We start from the raw sequence: 14833 nt of genomic DNA, 5'->3' as shown, positions 1-14833 counted from the left end.
TATATGGTTTTGTCTCGTTTATCAAACAGAGTGTTGGCAAGTGTTGGCAAGAGTCATTTAGCGAGTGATTTGACTAACGACGTCACCGAACAAGACTGGTCTAAATTGAGTCTGATCTACTGATACATTGATATAGCGGGGATCTGGTTTGCCTGCATCATCTAGAATGATACTGTCATGTAAATGCCCGTGAACATTGATCTTTCCATGTAATTCCTGAGGATGTATAGGGCAGTGTGTAAACCAGGTATTTCGTTTAGATAGCATCGAGTGAATCTCATCGAAGCCATCTGCGAGTGCGAGCATCTTGCCGTTGACCCTCATGTTTGTACAATGATTGCCAAGTATGAGCACCTTCTTCGTACATTGAATACTTGCAACCCTCTCTAGCCAAAATGGGGTCGTTGCAATATCTCCAAGTAGGATTAACGTGTCACGAGGTTGTACAAATGATGCAAGGTTATCAAATAGAATATTATGGTGCTCATCAGGAGAATCGAATCCTGAACGATATTTCAATATATTATCATGTCCGAGGTGCAAGTCTGCGGAGAGTACAAATCTACTCATAAGAATATTCTCAATAACGATATTATGAATAATATACACTTGAACTGTAGTATTGTTCAAATAAATATTTTTCTTTACCTTGAATGTAATATATAGAAAATAATAAACACAAAGTGTTACTTTTTATTTATTAAAATAATGCACTGTATGTCTGCCTAAGTTTTTTAGATCAAAATTGCTTGGCACATTTTTTTGCCAAGATTGGCAGCGAAACTGTCAAGGATGGCAGAGGAAATGCCACTGTGGGCAGCGAATGTGCCAATGGTGGCACTAAAATTTAGACCTAAAAATTAGAATATTCCGTTTAAGAATCCAAAATTTAATAGATGAACGTTATATTAGAATTATAACTTTATAATAATTATAACAGTTATAATAGTTATAACATGAAAAAGTCAATAAGTAAAAACTATTTTATTGCCATAATTATCTTGGCTCAATTTAATGATTAAATTATTCGTAATTATATTTATGATTTTTATTTGATTTAATAATTAAAAATGCAAAATAAATTCGATTGTTTTTTGCACAGTTACTTTGCTGTTGTGAGAGCAATTGATTTTTTTTTTTATGATCTGGTGTACGCGTTGTCTGCTAAGCCCAAGCGTTCTGGCGATATCACTTAAGTTAGTTTTGCTATTCGTGGCTAGTTGTTGTTTTAACAGCTCTTTGATCAACTGGTGTTGTTCTAGATTGGCTCCATATCCAACGTCTGGGCCACGCTTAGTTTCAATGCTATTGATTCGTTCTACACACTCAAAGCGATGCAAGATCCCAATCAGTGTGGTCCAAGTATTCAACTCATTGAAAAGCGCCAGGCACTCTTTTTCGTTCCAAGCATTTGGCTCCGTAGGATCTAAACATCTCACTATCGCGATACACCACGAGGGCCAGTTTCTAAAATCATCTGGTTTGATTTGTTTTATTTTTTTATAGCTAGCTGGATAAGTCACTTTGCATGTCTGAACAATGTTCTTTGATAGCGAGAGCCAGTCTCCTGCCTTCGCGCTATCTTTACAGTGGCGTAGAAATACTCGTGGATGCGGCGCATAGCCGCCGACCAGATCATACAATTGTCGTCCCAGATTTTTCTGTTTGTTAGGTTGTGCTAGATACTTTTCGTAAGCTGCACTGTTCTGGTTGGGCAGATATTTCAATGCAGTGATAGCTGCGTATTTTTGCTGTTTATAAAGTTTAGTGGACTTGATGGGATGGTGTTTTTCGCAGTAGTAGTGAGATCGGCTGCGTAGACGCCAGCATAAAGCGCAATACGGAAGAACACTGTTCCAGCGTATCGCTTCCTCTTGGTGCTGTGGCGTGAGTGAACGTAAATCTTTTAACCCCCACAGTACTTGATCCATATAATCGATACGTTGTTGAGTATGCAGCCCTACTCCCCGCAAGGCTAATACCGCTTCGATAAGTTTGATTGTTTTATTTAATCCGCCATAAATTTCTACGATGTCCGCAAGCTTGATAGCGTTAGAGCTACGGTGCTTTTTGAGCACAGAACCATGCTGGCTGAGTAACTTGGTAAACCACGTTTCCAGAACAATGTTCCGAGCGGCATCAACAGCGTATAAATACCCAACTCGACGTCGCTGAGCAATTTTACAACCTTGAGATTCGGCCTGTTTTTTTAAGTCATTGATTGCTGTTTCTAGCTGTAGTCTCAATGCATTGCGTTTTTGATCTAAGTCCATGAGCCATCATGTCAATATGGTTTGTTGCTTATTCTATATTACGAGTCAGGTGATGAGAATCTAAGATGCGACTAAATAATAGAGAAATAAAGGTAATAAAATGTTTGTAAGACAAGATCAGTTAGCTAAAGAGATGGGAGTAAGTGTTAGTACTTTGTGGCGCTGGCGTCGAGATGGAAAAATACCACCTGTTGTTACGCTAAGTTCTAGAGTTGTTGGGTGGCAAAGAAAAGACATTGAGCGATGGCTAGAAGAACAAAAATAGATGCACTTGTTACTGCGAGAACAGTGTTCTCGCTTAACCTTCATAAATATAAAGTAAGTCATTGTGTACATGATTAATAACACGAATAAAAATGCTCTTGCAGGAACCTTGTTCCTGCTTTTGTCTATCTCAGGGAGCTAATTTCATCTCGAATCTTCATTAGTTGAACGGAGAACGATGTTCTCCGAAATGACGAGAGGCAGAGTTAGGTATTATCCGACTAGTGTTTGGGTATCTCAGGCAAAGGCTGATAGCTTTCAAACGCTACTGCGAGAACACTGTTCTCGCTCACATCATCAAAAACTAAAGTTTGGTCATTTAATTAATAAATAAAAAATGCTCTTGCTAGAACTATGTTCTAGCTGTTTGTTCTCCCACTAAATACATGATTTAACTCTATGTATTAGGTCTGGCAATTGTGCTTTAATGCATTTTGATGCTCATTGGGAGGAGTTATGGCTCGGAAAAATGATGGAATTATTTGGCATTTGATGGATGCGCCGTGGTGGGTGAGTATCTTGTTCTCAGCAGGCATTTATGTTGGTTTATCCTTCCTATTGCCTGATTTGGCGGCTGGCAGTGATAACTTCATCTTCAATGCCATTGGGCCGAATCTTCCGCAAATAGCACCGTATTTTGCTTTTTTGTTTTTAATTCCTGCTCCCATTGCATTCTTTAAGCAGTATCAGCGAAAGCATAATTATCTTGCGACGACGTCTCAAATCAGAGCAAACAAAAACACGACTCCGCTTAATTCCCTCAGCTGGATTGAATTTGAAAGCTATATTGGCGAGTACTTTAAGCAGCAAGGCTACGACGTTAAACAATCTTTCTCAAAGCAGGCGGATGGTGGGGTTGATCTTTGGTTAACTAAAGACGGTGAGTTGAGTCTTGTACAATGTAAGCACTGGAAAGCTAGAAAAGTCGGAGTTCAAGTCTTAAGAGAAATGTATGGTGTGATGATCGACAATCGTGCTAGCAAAATGATCATCGTAACATCGGGAGATTTTACTTCTGAAGCTATCGCCTTTGCTCAAGAGAAGCGCCTGTGGTTGGTCAATGGTAGCGAGCTAGTCCACATGATTGAAGATGGTCGTAGCTTTATGAATAAGCCAGTCATTGATGAGCCTACACCCGCTCCTCATTCCAAGGTTTGCCCAAACTGCCAGTCTAGCCTTGTGATTCGTGTTGCTAAAAAAGGTCGTAATGCGGGTAAAAGTTTCTATGGTTGCTCTGCGTATCCTAAGTGTCGCTACACTTGCGACTGTTGAATGTGAGTGAGAATTCAAGCAGTTTAACCGTATAGAAGGGTGTTCTCAGAACATAAAAGTTAACCTTTTGAGTCTAGCTGCCTGAGAGGAATGCTACTGCGAGAACACTGTTCTCGCTCAAATCATCAAAAACTAAAGTTTGCTCATTTCATTGATAGATAAAAAAGCTCTCTTAGTGCCGAACTCTCTGGTGAAAAAATGTTACCCATTATCTTCATAAGTGGGTTCGTCAGAACCAATGGGGTAATGAACGTAAGCTCTGAAACACTTTTGCCCATTCGGTGTTGATACAGTCAATCAGAGGCAATCTGATGATGTAGGTTGGACTGTCTATATAGCAGGTAAGAACGCAAAGCTGATCCGTGGCGTTCAGGGGTAAGAAAAAGGCAAGCAGAAGATGCTTGAACGCACTCTAACTTAGTTTACGGCCTTTAAGAATAAAACCCACAAAAAAAGTGAGCTTTACTCTTTCATTATGCCAGTTGACTCTTTGTTGGGCCTGAGCTTATTTCACTTTTGGCTATAACTAGCTTTTTGTGCTGCTTAACGAGTTCACTAATATCTTCTTCTTGGTAACCTAATGATTTAGCCTTGTTGATTTGTTCTTCTAATTCTTTAATATCTTTATTAAAAGCACTGATAATCTTTGTCTCGTGTAGAGGTCGCCACCAACCTAGCTTTGCGAACAGCAATTCAAGCCCCCAGAAAAGGCCACCAACGAGTATGGGAACAATCGCCGCCATCGTTGCAGCATCATCAGGGTTACCCCACTTGTTATACGCAATAATGATAACAGTGGACATACCACCGACTGAGATACCTGCTGGTACTTTAGCAGGTGTTGTATTTGCTGATTCAGTCACGTTTTAAATGTCCCGTTCTGCTTAGTATCACATCAGCTAATTCATCAGTGTTTTTTAATTTGATTACTCTTTCTCGTCCATCTTCATCAGTTAAGGTTACTGTTGTTGTTGGTACAACATAGAGAACAATGATACGACCTAGCATATAAAAAATACGAGCAAGCCACGGCAAGGACATCAATAATCCTACCGTAAATAATAAACTCATGATCGTATCGTGTTCTAGGCTCATAATATTAGTTTTGTTTACTCTGCTGACGAATAACTTCTTCCAGAGTATAACGTGTGTTCACGGTGTTATCTGGCTTAGTCGTCTTGACCGTTTTCATTCGAACAATGTATGGCTCAGTCTTTGAAAACTTCTCATATCCTTTATTTATGCGATCAATGAATGCTTCGTGATTCATCTTTACAGATTCAATATCACCGTTTGGTAACTTACACTTCCAACCCGTAAGCGCGTCAAAGTTTACTTGAGAAAAATAAATTGTCATCTGCTTTGTTTCTTCTGAAACGCTTTCAAGTGTTTTTTGAGGTAGTCTTTTAAATGAAATAGCATCTTCACTTTTAACCACTTTTAGCTCTTCATCATCTGCATTCTTAATGATGAGCTTAGCATCATCTTTATCCGCAATCGGAGCTTTAAATACCGTTTCAATACCCTTACGAACGTCTTGGTCTAGTAGGATTTTTGCAACATCAGGTTCCAGTTCATGATTTGAGCCATCTTTAGTTTTTAATATGACTTTACCGTCACGTTGAACACTACCAACAATTTTTCGACCTTTCAGCTCTTCCATCGCCCCTAAAACCGTCTTAGTTCCTGCAACGCTAGCAGCAGTAGTGATACCTAAAATTTGAAGAACATCGGCACCGCCATTATTAAGCCACGTCACAAACTCAACCACAAACGAGCCTTCTTGATGTGCTCGAATTTGAACTTGCAGATCTGAATTGTCACCATTTAGTAGCTTATTCGCAGTTTTCATAGTGCTTGTCATACTTAAAATTGCATGACCAAGCATCTCAGCATCAATTGTATGTTCTGCGGTTTCCTTCATATCATAAGATAATTTGAAAACTTGTTTATTTGGCTGACTACTACTTGGTGTCATCACGTTATCCTTAAATTAAATTGAGTTCATATGATAGGACGAATCAAGTTTTAAACAACACGAAATGTCAAAAATTTTGACTGTTTTCCCATCTAGTTTGTACCAGTCAAAACTGGGCATAAACTTGTTGTCATCTATTAATGGCTGATTTAACAAGGCCACTGGCTCGTTCTTGCCCCACTATCTTTTTAGTGGCACATCAAAATCGTTTTTAACCCTGTAAGTGGTGCTCTTGCGCTACTTCACAATATTTATAATTGGAGTACATTCCATGTATGAAACCAGTTGGATTCATCATTCAAGCTCCCATATCACTTTTACAAACGCTCTAATTTGAGGACCCTTATATGAAATTCTATGTTCTACTGACTCTTGATTTACCCAATGCAAACTCTGAAGCTAGGCAGAAATTTTACGACTATCTCGAAAAAGAAAAATGGGCTAAGTTAGACAACTTAACTACTGCTTGGACGTGTTCTTTCAAAGAAGGTGTCACAAAAACTGATGCAATTGGTATTTGTAAAGAAGACTTAGCAAGCGCAGCAAAACACGCAAATATTTCAAAATACTATGTCGCATTCCAAGCTGGTCAAAGTGCACCTACGACGCTGTAGCGTCATACAAACTGTTTAAGAGTGATTCGCAACGAGTGGTATTTTTAGTGTGTATTATTGTTTAAAGCGCAATACTGGTACTTCGGTATTGCGTTTACGCGTATCATCTTAACGCGGCTTTATCCTTATCTCAGTTTAGAGTCCAGACTAAATACTCTAACGCGCTTATGTCCAAAATAATTTATAAATTGCTTACTATAGCCCATGCATTAGCCATTAAAGAAGCTCACTCATTTCTGGCACACTGTTGGCTTGCTCTAGCAAGTATTCACACTCTGTTTGGATGAGTGACACACATAGCTCTATATGTTCACGTTCCCCATCATCGATTCCTTGAGCTTCGGTAAGGTCAATTGCTTCCTTCAGAGCATTTTTTATAGCACCAACGGTTTCTACCATTATGGAAGCCATTTTGGTGCCTGAATAACCCAGCAGAGTGCCGAATTCAGCTAAATCATAGCTGGTGATAGGGCGTTTGAAGTTACCTTTCGGCGGATTTTGAAAGTCTTCACTTTCCCAACCTCCAATCGACATTGCAAAATATTGAGGGATACTGGCGGCACGCCTCTCATCAGCAGACAACTTACCGCTTCGTGAGTTGCGTTTTGTTCCCTCTTGAGCGATGGCTTCTATGTTTACTAAATCATAAAAAGGGGTTAGTTCCAGCCCTTTAGGGGTGACGAAGAAGCTAATATTTTTACCATGGGCATCGTAGTTTAGCGTTGCTAGATTAAAGAGCATCCATTGAGTGAGCTTTAGGTTAGTGATGACCGTGTCTATGGTTTTGACGCTCAGTAGGCGTGGGAAAGAAACGCCATCACGCATATATACGCCATCGCCTTCATCTCCATTCTGACGCTCGTATTTGTAACCTGGAGGTAAGTCAGTCGCCTGACAGCCATCAATCACATGTCTTCGTTGAACGACATCACGAGCCTCGATATAGGCACGATCGAACCGCTCTATGAGTAGTGTTCTAGTCTTCCCAATGCGAGTTAACTCAACATTAGCGACGTCCAAACCTGCTAGCTTGGCTAATGTCATGCAAAAGAACTCATTAACAGCAATACACGGTGCTTTACCGCTTTCAAATTTCAGAATGTAGTTCGAACTTAATTTGCCTTCACCAAACCCCCACTCATCACCGCGCTTAAGTAAGTTTAACTTGTTTTGAACACCAGCAACCGAAAGGCGAACCTTACCGTCCCAATACACTAATGGCGCTAGATTTCGCTCTAGTCGTTCTATTAGTTCATCATCAGGTACAGATCTAAAACTAGTTTCCCCAGGTTCTGAGTCTGGAACTCGAAAAGACAATGCGCCAGATGTTTCCGCACCAAGCTTACGAATCAGCCCGAACGTGTTGCTTTTGGAGATAGTGGTGTTTTGTATCATCTCCTCAAAGGCTTCTCCTTCAGGAAGGAGATTTCTGAGGTAGTTCTCAATACTACGTGGCGAAGCCCGATCATCGAAAGGGATGTGTGGCGAAATTGGGAAACCAGTGTGTTTCCATTCATCTTCATAGATGAATGAGAACTCTGTTTCTGTTCCGACAGGAAGAATCAAACGACCAATTTTGGTATTCGTACCGATAAACACGTCTAACTGTTGTAACTTACTCATACCAACCGTCCTCATTGTTTCTCACGCTGTTTTCAGCTTGGGAGGTTATTTGGCTATGTGGACGAACAAATAGCTTTACATCGATAAGGCGTAAAGATAGCCCTAAGATGTCCATGAGGACGAGTACATTGGCAAAGGTGACACTGGTATCGCCTTTTTCTACTTTCATGACTGTTCTACGAGATAAGTTGGCTTTTGAAGCGAGATCATCAATACGCCAGCCTCTATCGGTGCGCTTTGAGCGAATGGCGCTCCCCAGCGTTTCCATACTGAACTCGGTATTCAAATCAGGCATAGGTTGTGCCTTTACCATCTTACCTTTTTTCATAAGTGCCTTTTAATGTACTTTTATCACTATTGGGTTCGTCTTGATATATAAGTTCACTATAACTCACTTTTGTCGTGGCTGTATAAGAAATTATCTATAAGTGCAATTTAAGTTACTTATGGTTGGTTTGCGAGTTTAATACCTCTCTTTGTTATCTATGAGAGAGTTTTATCAGCTAGAAGGACATATTTGGCAACAGCGTAGTATTCGGATTAGTATTGGGAGAAGACAGAGAAGAGTGCGTGATCGGGGCTTACCTGACCCATTACCTGACCCAAAATCGTCAGGTACAAAAAAAGGTTAGTAAACACTACGCTTACTAACCTTCTAGAATTTGGTGGCCCCTCCCAGGTTCGAACTGGGGACCAAGCGATTATGAGTCGCCTGCTCTAACCACTGAGCTAAGGGGCCAAATTAGGTGTCAGATTATATTGGAAGGGGGTAGATGTGTCTAGCCAAAGCGGGTTCAATAGTGCTTACAATTTATTCACTTAGCTTGTATAAAAAAGAAAAGGTGAGCTCAGCTCACCTTTTTCAGTTCATAACCAACTTGAATTATTCATCCAAGAAGCTGCGCAGAACTTCTGAACGGCTTGGATGACGCAGTTTACGCAGTGCTTTCGCTTCAATCTGACGAATACGTTCACGTGTTACATCAAACTGCTTACCCACTTCTTCCAGAGTATGGTCGGTATTCATATCGATACCGAAACGCATACGCAGCACTTTCGCTTCACGAGGTGTTAGGCCTGCTAATACATCGCGAGTGGCAGCTTTAAGGCTGGTTGCGGTCGCAGAATCCAGTGGCAGCTCGAGGGTGGTATCCTCGATAAAATCACCCAGATGCGAATCTTCATCATCACCAATCGGTGTTTCCATGGAGATGGGTTCTTTGGCAATTTTCAGCACTTTGCGGATTTTGTCTTCTGGCATTTGCATGCGTTCTGCCAATTCTTCAGGCAGTGGCTCACGCCCCATCTCTTGCAGCATTTGGCGCGAAATTCGATTCAGTTTATTGATCGTCTCGATCATGTGTACTGGAATACGAATCGTACGTGCTTGGTCAGCAATAGAACGAGTGATTGCCTGACGGATCCACCAAGTCGCATAAGTTGAGAATTTATAACCACGACGGTATTCAAACTTATCGACGGCTTTCATCAAACCGATGTTACCTTCTTGGATCAGATCCAAGAATTGCAGACCACGGTTGGTGTATTTCTTAGCAATCGAAATTACCAGACGTAAGTTTGCTTCAACCATCTCTTTCTTCGCACGGCGAGCTTTTGCCTCACCGATTGACATACGACGGCTGATGTCTTTGATGCGTTCAACAGACAGTGATGTCTCTTGCTCGATCATTTGTAGTTTCTGAATTGAACGGCGGATTTCTTCTTCTTGCTCACGGACTTTCGCTACGTAAGGCTTGTCAGAAGCAAGGACTTTATCCAGCCACTCTTCATTCGATTCATTGCCTGTAAACAGGGCGATGAAAGATTTTTTCGGCATCTTCGCAACTTCAACCACCGCTTTCATCACCAAGCGTTCTTGGGTGCGAACACGATCCATTGAAGTGCGCAGAGTTTCAACCAAGTGGTCAAACTGTTTCGGTGTTAGGCGGAATTCACGGAAGATATCTAGCACTAAACCTGAAGCTTCAGAAGCTTGATTACTGTCACGGCCAAACTCATTCACTGCTAATTGCAGGTTTTGGAATTTACCGCGCAGTTCATTGAACTTCTCACGAGCAAGTTCAGGGTCGATACCGACTTCTTCTTCGCTGTCGCTGCTTTCACCATCGCTCTCTTCGTCTTCATCTTCGTCTTCATCCTCGACGACAGCCTCATCTTCATCCGCGAGATCCGCTTCAGAAAGCTCAGAGCCGATGTGAGTTGCGGTCGGCGCTTCGGTTTCCATGTCGTTAGGATCAACGAAGCCTGAAATTAGGTCAGTGAGACGTAACTCTTCGGCCTGAACACGATCAAACTGCTCAAGAATGTAAGGGATGGTTCCAGGATACTCGGCAATCGCACTTTGAACTTGGTTAATACCATCTTCAATGCGCTTGGCAATATCGATTTCACCTTCACGTGTCAAAAGCTCAACCGTACCCATCTCACGCATATACATACGCACAGGGTCGGTGGTGCGGCCAATCTCACTCTCTACGCTAGAAAGTGCCGCGGCGGCTGCTTCGGCAGCGTCTTCGTCAGTGATGGTGGTATCATCGCTGAGGGCAAGATCATCGGCATCAGGTGCGGTTTCCACGACCTTAATGCCCATGTCATTAATCATCTGAATAATATCTTCCACCTGCTCTGAATCAACGATTTCAGCAGGCAAGTGGTCATTTACTTCGGCGTAGGTCAGATAGCCCTGTTCCTTGCCGCGGAGGACAAGTTGTTTAAGCTGTGACTGCGGATTTTGATCCATAGACGGTATCCAACTTCGTATCTGGTGAAGGAATAAGTATGCGCAATGCAAACCACGTATACTAACAAATTTATTCTTTGCTGACTATCTCAACAGAGTTACGCTTTCAAGCCTTTTAAGATCAAGTCTTGTAGCTCTCTTTTCTCTTCGGTTGATAAACCGACACTTCGCTCTTTGGCCTGCAAATTTTCAATTTGTTTTTCTACGCACTGGGCAAGAATTTTGTCCAATGAGTCTAAAAATAGTTCTTCTTGATTGTCTTCGACAAGGGGAATTTCCCAACTTGCCAGACGAGACAGAAGTGTCTCATTTTTTGAGTCTCGCCAATGTTCGAGTAATTGACCCGTAGTGATATGGGGATATTGACGACATTTCTCAAGTACTTCACTGAAGGTATCGAGACCGGGGATCATCAAATGACGCACACTCGCTAGGTCTGGTACCAATTCAGCATAGCTCGGATTTTGTATCAAGAGCGCGATAACATCACGCATGGGAGTCCGTTTTATTGCTTTATGTGGTGCGGGTCGATTTTCTGTATTACGTGCTTTTTTACGGCGCAGTTGGTGATCAAAACCTGTCCGTTCATCGAGTATTTTCTCTAGGATCTCTTGTAAAAAAGGATCCGGAATTTTGTCGATAAGTGGTGTTGCAACGGCGCGCAGTGCCGATTTACCTTCATGGCTACCCAAGTTAATTTGGTGCAGTTCAATCAAGTTCTCAAATAAGTACAGCGACAGCGGTGTGGCATTGGCAACCTGTTGTTCAAAATCGGCTTTGCCGTATTTACGCACGTAGCTATCGGGGTCTTCACCATCTGGTAGAAACAGAAACTTTAAGATATTGCCGCTTTTGAGGTAGCTGAGTGCATTTTCTAATGCGCGCCATGCGGCCTCTCGTCCTGCTCGGTCACCGTCATAACAACAGATGACATGGTTAGTTTGGCGAAACAGCAGTTGTAAGTGATCGCCCGTGGTTGAGGTGCCCAGAGAGGCTACAGAGTAATCGACACCATATTGAGCGAGCGCCACAACATCCATATAGCCTTCCACGACTAAAATTTGTGGTGGCTCTCGATAGGCTTGCAGAACTTCATATAATCCGTACAGTTCTTTGCCTTTATGGAAAATCGGGGTTTCAGGCGAGTTCAGGTATTTCGGTGTGCCTTGATCGGTGATACGGCCACCAAACCCAATGACTCGACCTCGACGATCGCGAATTGGGAACATGACTCGCCCGCGAAAGCGGTCATAACGGCGGCCGTTATCGTTTTCAATCAGCATACCTGCGGTGACAAGCATATCTTCACTGCTGCGCTGCTGACCAAAATTGCGCCGTACAAGATCCCATTCATCCGCTATGTATCCAATGCCAAATTTCTGGACGATTTCTCCAGATAAACCACGATTTTTTAAGTATTCAATCGCATTCTTGTTGGCAGGAACTTTAAGCTGCTGACGATAAAACTGGGCGATGCTGCCCATCAAGTCATACAGGCTGCGCTTATCTTCACTTTTGACGGCTGGCGTATTTTTCGCAAAGGGGCTGGAAGGCGTTCTTTCTTCACGCTGAACTTCAAGACCTATGGTCGACGCCAGCTCTTCAATGGCCTCAGGAAACTCCATGCGCTCATATTCCATGACAAAGTCGATGGCATTGCCATGAGCACCACAGCCGAAGCAGTGATAGAACTGTTTTTCCTGACTGACACTGAATGAAGGGGTTTTTTCGTTATGGAAAGGGCAGCAGGCGCTGTAGTTTTTGCCTTTCTTCTTCAGTTTTACGCGTGCGTCAATAACGTCGACAATATCGAGTCGAGCAAGGAGGTCATCAATAAAACTGCGGGGGATGTGTCCTGCCATAAATCTTTGCATGCACCGAAAGATAAGGTCAAATACAAACAAGCCGTGCGTTCCAAAGGATTGCACGGCTTGCTGTAATTGGGTTGGGATTAAGCCAGTTTAGCGCGGACCAAACCGCTCACTTTACCCATGTCTGCACGCCCTTGAATATACGGTTTAAGTACAGCCATCACCTTACCCATGTCTTGCATGCCTGCGGCGGCTGATTCAGTGATTGCGCTGTCAATCAGGGCTTTCACTTCATCATCGCTCAGAGGTTGAGGCATAAACTCCTCAAGTACAGTGATCTCTGCTTTTTCCGCATCAGCCAAGTCTTGACGACCTGCTGCTTCGTATTGGCTTACAGAGTCGCGACGCTGTTTCACCATCTTGGTCAGCACTGCAACAATGTCGTCATCGCTCAGAGTGATCTGCTCATCGACTTCACGTTGTTTAATAGCGGCCAACACTAAACGGATAGCGCCAAGGCGTGGTTTATCCTTGGCTTTCATCGCTAGTTTTTGCTCTTCTTTGAGATTCTCAATCAGAGCCATAACAAATTCCTTAGTTTAGGAAGCTGTTATTAGTACAGACGAACGCGACGTGCGTTTTCGCGAGCTAGCTTCTTAGCGTGACGCTTTTGAGCAGCTGCTTTAGCGCGTTTGCGAACGGTAGTTGGCTTTTCGTAGTGCTCACGACGGCGCACTTCAGAAAGGATACCTGCTTTTTCGCAAGAGCGTTTGAAACGACGCAGAGCTACGTCGAACGGTTCGTTTTCACGTACTTTAACTACTGGCATATGCCTTTCACCTCGGGGGTTAATTCGTTAATGCTGATATTTTGATGACCAGAGCAGCAAGAACCCTTGTGCGCCAAGTCGATAACCAGCCAGATCAAAATGGTGCGGAATTTTAATCCGATCGTCCTTCCTTTGTAAAGCACTTTGTCGCTTACATTCTGGACAAGGTTTGTTTGTCGCGCCAAGGCGAGGTAACATGATGCCATATTTGATTTTAGATGGCAGCGTGCTGAGAAAACTATGCGCATTATTGGTATTGAAACCTCTTGTGACGAAACGGGTATCGCGATTTACGATGACGAAAAAGGACTGCTGTCTCATAAGCTTTACAGTCAGGTCAAACTGCATGCCGATTATGGTGGTGTGGTGCCTGAGCTGGCTTCGCGTGATCATGTAAAAAAAACCATCCCACTCATCAAGGCGGCGATGGCAGAGGCAAACGTGACGCCGCAAGATTTAGACGGTGTGGCTTTTACCGCAGGCCCAGGTTTGGTGGGAGCGCTCTTGGTTGGCGCTACGATTGGGCGCAGTTTAGCGTACGCTTGGAATGTGCCAGCGGTGCCGGTTCATCACATGGAAGGGCATCTTCTTGCTCCGATGCTGGAAGAGAATCCGCCGCCGTTTCCGTTTGTCGCTTTGCTGGTATCGGGCGGCCACACCATGCTGGTGGAAGTGAAAAACATTGGTGAATACCGCATCTTAGGTGAGTCTATCGATGACGCGGCTGGTGAAGCCTTTGATAAAACCGCCAAATTGATGGGATTGGATTATCCAGGTGGCCCGTTATTGGCCAAGCTGGCAGAAAAAGGGACTCCGGGACGCTTTAAATTTCCCCGTCCAATGACGGACAGACCGGGGCTCGATATGAGCTTTTCTGGTTTAAAAACCTTTACTGCCAATACCATTGCTGCCAATGGCGACGATGAACAGACCCGTGCGGATATTGCTTACGCCTTCCAAGAGGCCGTGTGTGACACTTTAGTCATTAAATGTAAACGCGCATTGGAAGAGACGGGACTTAAGCGTGTGGTGATTGCGGGTGGTGTGAGTGCCAACAAGCAGTTGCGTGCTGATTTGGAAAAACTAGCGAAAAAAATCGGTGGTGAAGTGTATTACCCACGTACTGAATTTTGTACCGATAACGGAGCGATGATCGCTTATGCGGGCATGCAACGTTTGAAAAATGGTGATGTGTGTGAACTTGGCTTGCAAGCTCGCCCGCGTTGGCCGATTGATCAGCTAACGCCTATAAAAAAAATAAGTACAACGCAATAGTATTGAAACGGTCGCGCTAGTGGCCGTTTTTTCTAAACAAAAGAATGAATTAGATAATGCTGAATTTCTGCTCAGAGTTGTCTGCTTTGCATCTCATGTTACAGTCAGCGTCTACTTTATTGATGGATAAATA

General features: G+C 43.0%; 15 protein-coding genes and 1 tRNA gene. 4 read left to right on the top strand and 12 right to left on the bottom strand.

The genetic code is table 11. The features are described 5' to 3' along the window. Positions 1-57 precede the first annotated feature (57 nt). Together R4537_RS16575 and R4537_RS16570 are read right to left on the bottom strand one after the other, a co-directional pair. Positions 58-630: a hypothetical protein gene (locus tag R4537_RS16575; RefSeq protein ID WP_340101441.1), complete on the bottom strand. Its 573-nt coding sequence runs from the start codon at positions 628-630 to the stop codon at positions 58-60. A gap of 434 nt (positions 631-1064) precedes the next feature. Then, positions 1065-2273: a MarR family transcriptional regulator gene (locus tag R4537_RS16570; RefSeq protein WP_235859124.1), complete on the bottom strand. Its 1209-nt coding sequence runs from the start codon at positions 2271-2273 to the stop codon at positions 1065-1067. Between the two features lie 100 nt (positions 2274-2373). Here R4537_RS16570 and R4537_RS16565 point away from each other — a divergent pair, with 100 nt between their 5' ends. Continuing rightward, on the top strand, positions 2374-2538 hold the full coding sequence (locus R4537_RS16565) for a helix-turn-helix transcriptional regulator (protein ID WP_000498071.1): 165 nt from the start codon (positions 2374-2376) through the stop codon (positions 2536-2538). A gap of 455 nt (positions 2539-2993) precedes the next feature. Next, the gene (locus R4537_RS16560; RefSeq protein ID WP_071179087.1) at positions 2994-3809 is read left to right on the top strand and encodes a restriction endonuclease; all 816 of its coding nucleotides are present in this window, start codon (positions 2994-2996) and stop codon (positions 3807-3809) included. 473 nt (positions 3810-4282) lie between these two features. On the opposite strand, the gene R4537_RS16555 is transcribed toward R4537_RS16560, so the two are convergent. From R4537_RS16555 to R4537_RS16545, 3 genes are read right to left on the bottom strand one after another with little or no spacing between them, the layout of a single operon-like run. Then, complete coding sequence (locus R4537_RS16555; RefSeq protein ID WP_047725510.1) at positions 4283-4672, bottom strand: hypothetical protein; 390 nt, start codon at positions 4670-4672, stop codon at positions 4283-4285. Beyond that, a complete protein-coding gene (locus tag R4537_RS16550; protein ID WP_139121869.1) occupies positions 4665-4880 on the bottom strand; it encodes a hypothetical protein in 216 nt (71 codons plus the stop codon). The genes R4537_RS16555 and R4537_RS16550 overlap by 8 nt, the downstream gene beginning before the upstream one ends. Before the next feature lie 28 nt (positions 4881-4908). Continuing rightward, positions 4909-5787, bottom strand: coding sequence for an LAPAL motif-containing putative phage structural protein (locus R4537_RS16545; protein WP_071179088.1), 879 nt, complete (start codon positions 5785-5787; stop codon positions 4909-4911). A 347-nt stretch (positions 5788-6134) separates the two neighbouring features. Here R4537_RS16545 and R4537_RS16540 point away from each other — a divergent pair, with 347 nt between their 5' ends. Then, complete coding sequence (locus R4537_RS16540) at positions 6135-6401, top strand: hypothetical protein (RefSeq protein ID WP_047725513.1); 267 nt, start codon at positions 6135-6137, stop codon at positions 6399-6401. Between the two features lie 216 nt (positions 6402-6617). Here R4537_RS16540 and R4537_RS16535 read toward each other — a convergent pair whose 3' ends face one another. The 7 genes from R4537_RS16535 to rpsU all read right to left on the bottom strand — a co-directional run bounded on the left by R4537_RS16535 (position 6618) and on the right by rpsU (position 13425). Next, positions 6618-8024, bottom strand: coding sequence for a HipA domain-containing protein (locus R4537_RS16535; RefSeq protein WP_071179089.1), 1407 nt, complete (start codon positions 8022-8024; stop codon positions 6618-6620). Continuing rightward, positions 8017-8352: a helix-turn-helix domain-containing protein gene (locus tag R4537_RS16530; protein WP_071179090.1), complete on the bottom strand. Its 336-nt coding sequence runs from the start codon at positions 8350-8352 to the stop codon at positions 8017-8019. Before R4537_RS16530 ends, R4537_RS16535 begins: the two co-directional genes overlap by 8 nt. A gap of 335 nt (positions 8353-8687) precedes the next feature. Further along, positions 8688-8763: transfer RNA gene (locus R4537_RS16525), tRNA-Ile, on the bottom strand. Between the two features lie 144 nt (positions 8764-8907). After that, the gene (gene rpoD / locus R4537_RS16520; RefSeq protein ID WP_071179091.1) at positions 8908-10785 is read right to left on the bottom strand and encodes an RNA polymerase sigma factor RpoD; all 1878 of its coding nucleotides are present in this window, start codon (positions 10783-10785) and stop codon (positions 8908-8910) included. A gap of 98 nt (positions 10786-10883) precedes the next feature. After that, positions 10884-12647 carry a DNA primase gene (gene dnaG, locus R4537_RS16515; protein ID WP_071179092.1) on the bottom strand — a complete coding sequence of 588 codons (1764 nt, stop codon included), beginning with the start codon at positions 12645-12647 and terminating at the stop codon, positions 10884-10886. Positions 12648-12736: 89 nt separating this feature from the next. Beyond that, positions 12737-13180, bottom strand: coding sequence for a GatB/YqeY domain-containing protein (locus tag R4537_RS16510; protein ID WP_071179093.1), 444 nt, complete (start codon positions 13178-13180; stop codon positions 12737-12739). 29 nt (positions 13181-13209) lie between these two features. Then, on the bottom strand, positions 13210-13425 hold the full coding sequence (rpsU, locus tag R4537_RS16505) for a 30S ribosomal protein S21 (RefSeq protein ID WP_001145625.1): 216 nt from the start codon (positions 13423-13425) through the stop codon (positions 13210-13212). Positions 13426-13665: 240 nt separating this feature from the next. Here rpsU and tsaD point away from each other — a divergent pair, with 240 nt between their 5' ends. Next, positions 13666-14700 (top strand): tRNA (adenosine(37)-N6)-threonylcarbamoyltransferase complex transferase subunit TsaD, encoded by a 1035-nt coding sequence (gene tsaD / locus R4537_RS16500; RefSeq protein WP_071179094.1) that lies wholly within the window; start codon positions 13666-13668, stop codon positions 14698-14700. Positions 14701-14833 lie beyond the last annotated feature (133 nt).

It is taken from the genome of Vibrio paracholerae, assembly GCF_037672085.1.
GTDB classification, from domain to species: domain Bacteria; phylum Pseudomonadota; class Gammaproteobacteria; order Enterobacterales; family Vibrionaceae; genus Vibrio; species Vibrio cholerae.
This window is presented reverse-complemented; position numbering and strand designations above follow the sequence as displayed.

Coding starts and splice junctions, on each gene's coding strand:
- R4537_RS16570 (WP_235859124.1), bottom strand. CDS start 2,273: ATGGACTTAGATCAAAAACGCAATGCATTGAGACTACAGCTAGAAACA.
- R4537_RS16565 (WP_000498071.1), top strand. CDS start 2,374: ATGTTTGTAAGACAAGATCAGTTAGCTAAAGAGATGGGAGTAAGTGTT.
- R4537_RS16560 (WP_071179087.1), top strand. CDS start 2,994: ATGGCTCGGAAAAATGATGGAATTATTTGGCATTTGATGGATGCGCCG.
- R4537_RS16550 (WP_139121869.1), bottom strand. CDS start 4,880: ATGAGTTTATTATTTACGGTAGGATTATTGATGTCCTTGCCGTGGCTT.
- R4537_RS16545 (WP_071179088.1), bottom strand. CDS start 5,787: ATGACACCAAGTAGTAGTCAGCCAAATAAACAAGTTTTCAAATTATCT.
- R4537_RS16540 (WP_047725513.1), top strand. CDS start 6,135: ATGAAATTCTATGTTCTACTGACTCTTGATTTACCCAATGCAAACTCT.
- R4537_RS16535 (WP_071179089.1), bottom strand. CDS start 8,024: ATGAGTAAGTTACAACAGTTAGACGTGTTTATCGGTACGAATACCAAA.
- R4537_RS16530 (WP_071179090.1), bottom strand. CDS start 8,352: ATGAAAAAAGGTAAGATGGTAAAGGCACAACCTATGCCTGATTTGAAT.
- rpoD (WP_071179091.1), bottom strand. CDS start 10,785: ATGGATCAAAATCCGCAGTCACAGCTTAAACAACTTGTCCTCCGCGGC.
- dnaG (WP_071179092.1), bottom strand. CDS start 12,647: ATGGCAGGACACATCCCCCGCAGTTTTATTGATGACCTCCTTGCTCGA.
- R4537_RS16510 (WP_071179093.1), bottom strand. CDS start 13,180: ATGGCTCTGATTGAGAATCTCAAAGAAGAGCAAAAACTAGCGATGAAA.
- rpsU (WP_001145625.1), bottom strand. CDS start 13,425: ATGCCAGTAGTTAAAGTACGTGAAAACGAACCGTTCGACGTAGCTCTG.
- tsaD (WP_071179094.1), top strand. CDS start 13,666: ATGCGCATTATTGGTATTGAAACCTCTTGTGACGAAACGGGTATCGCG.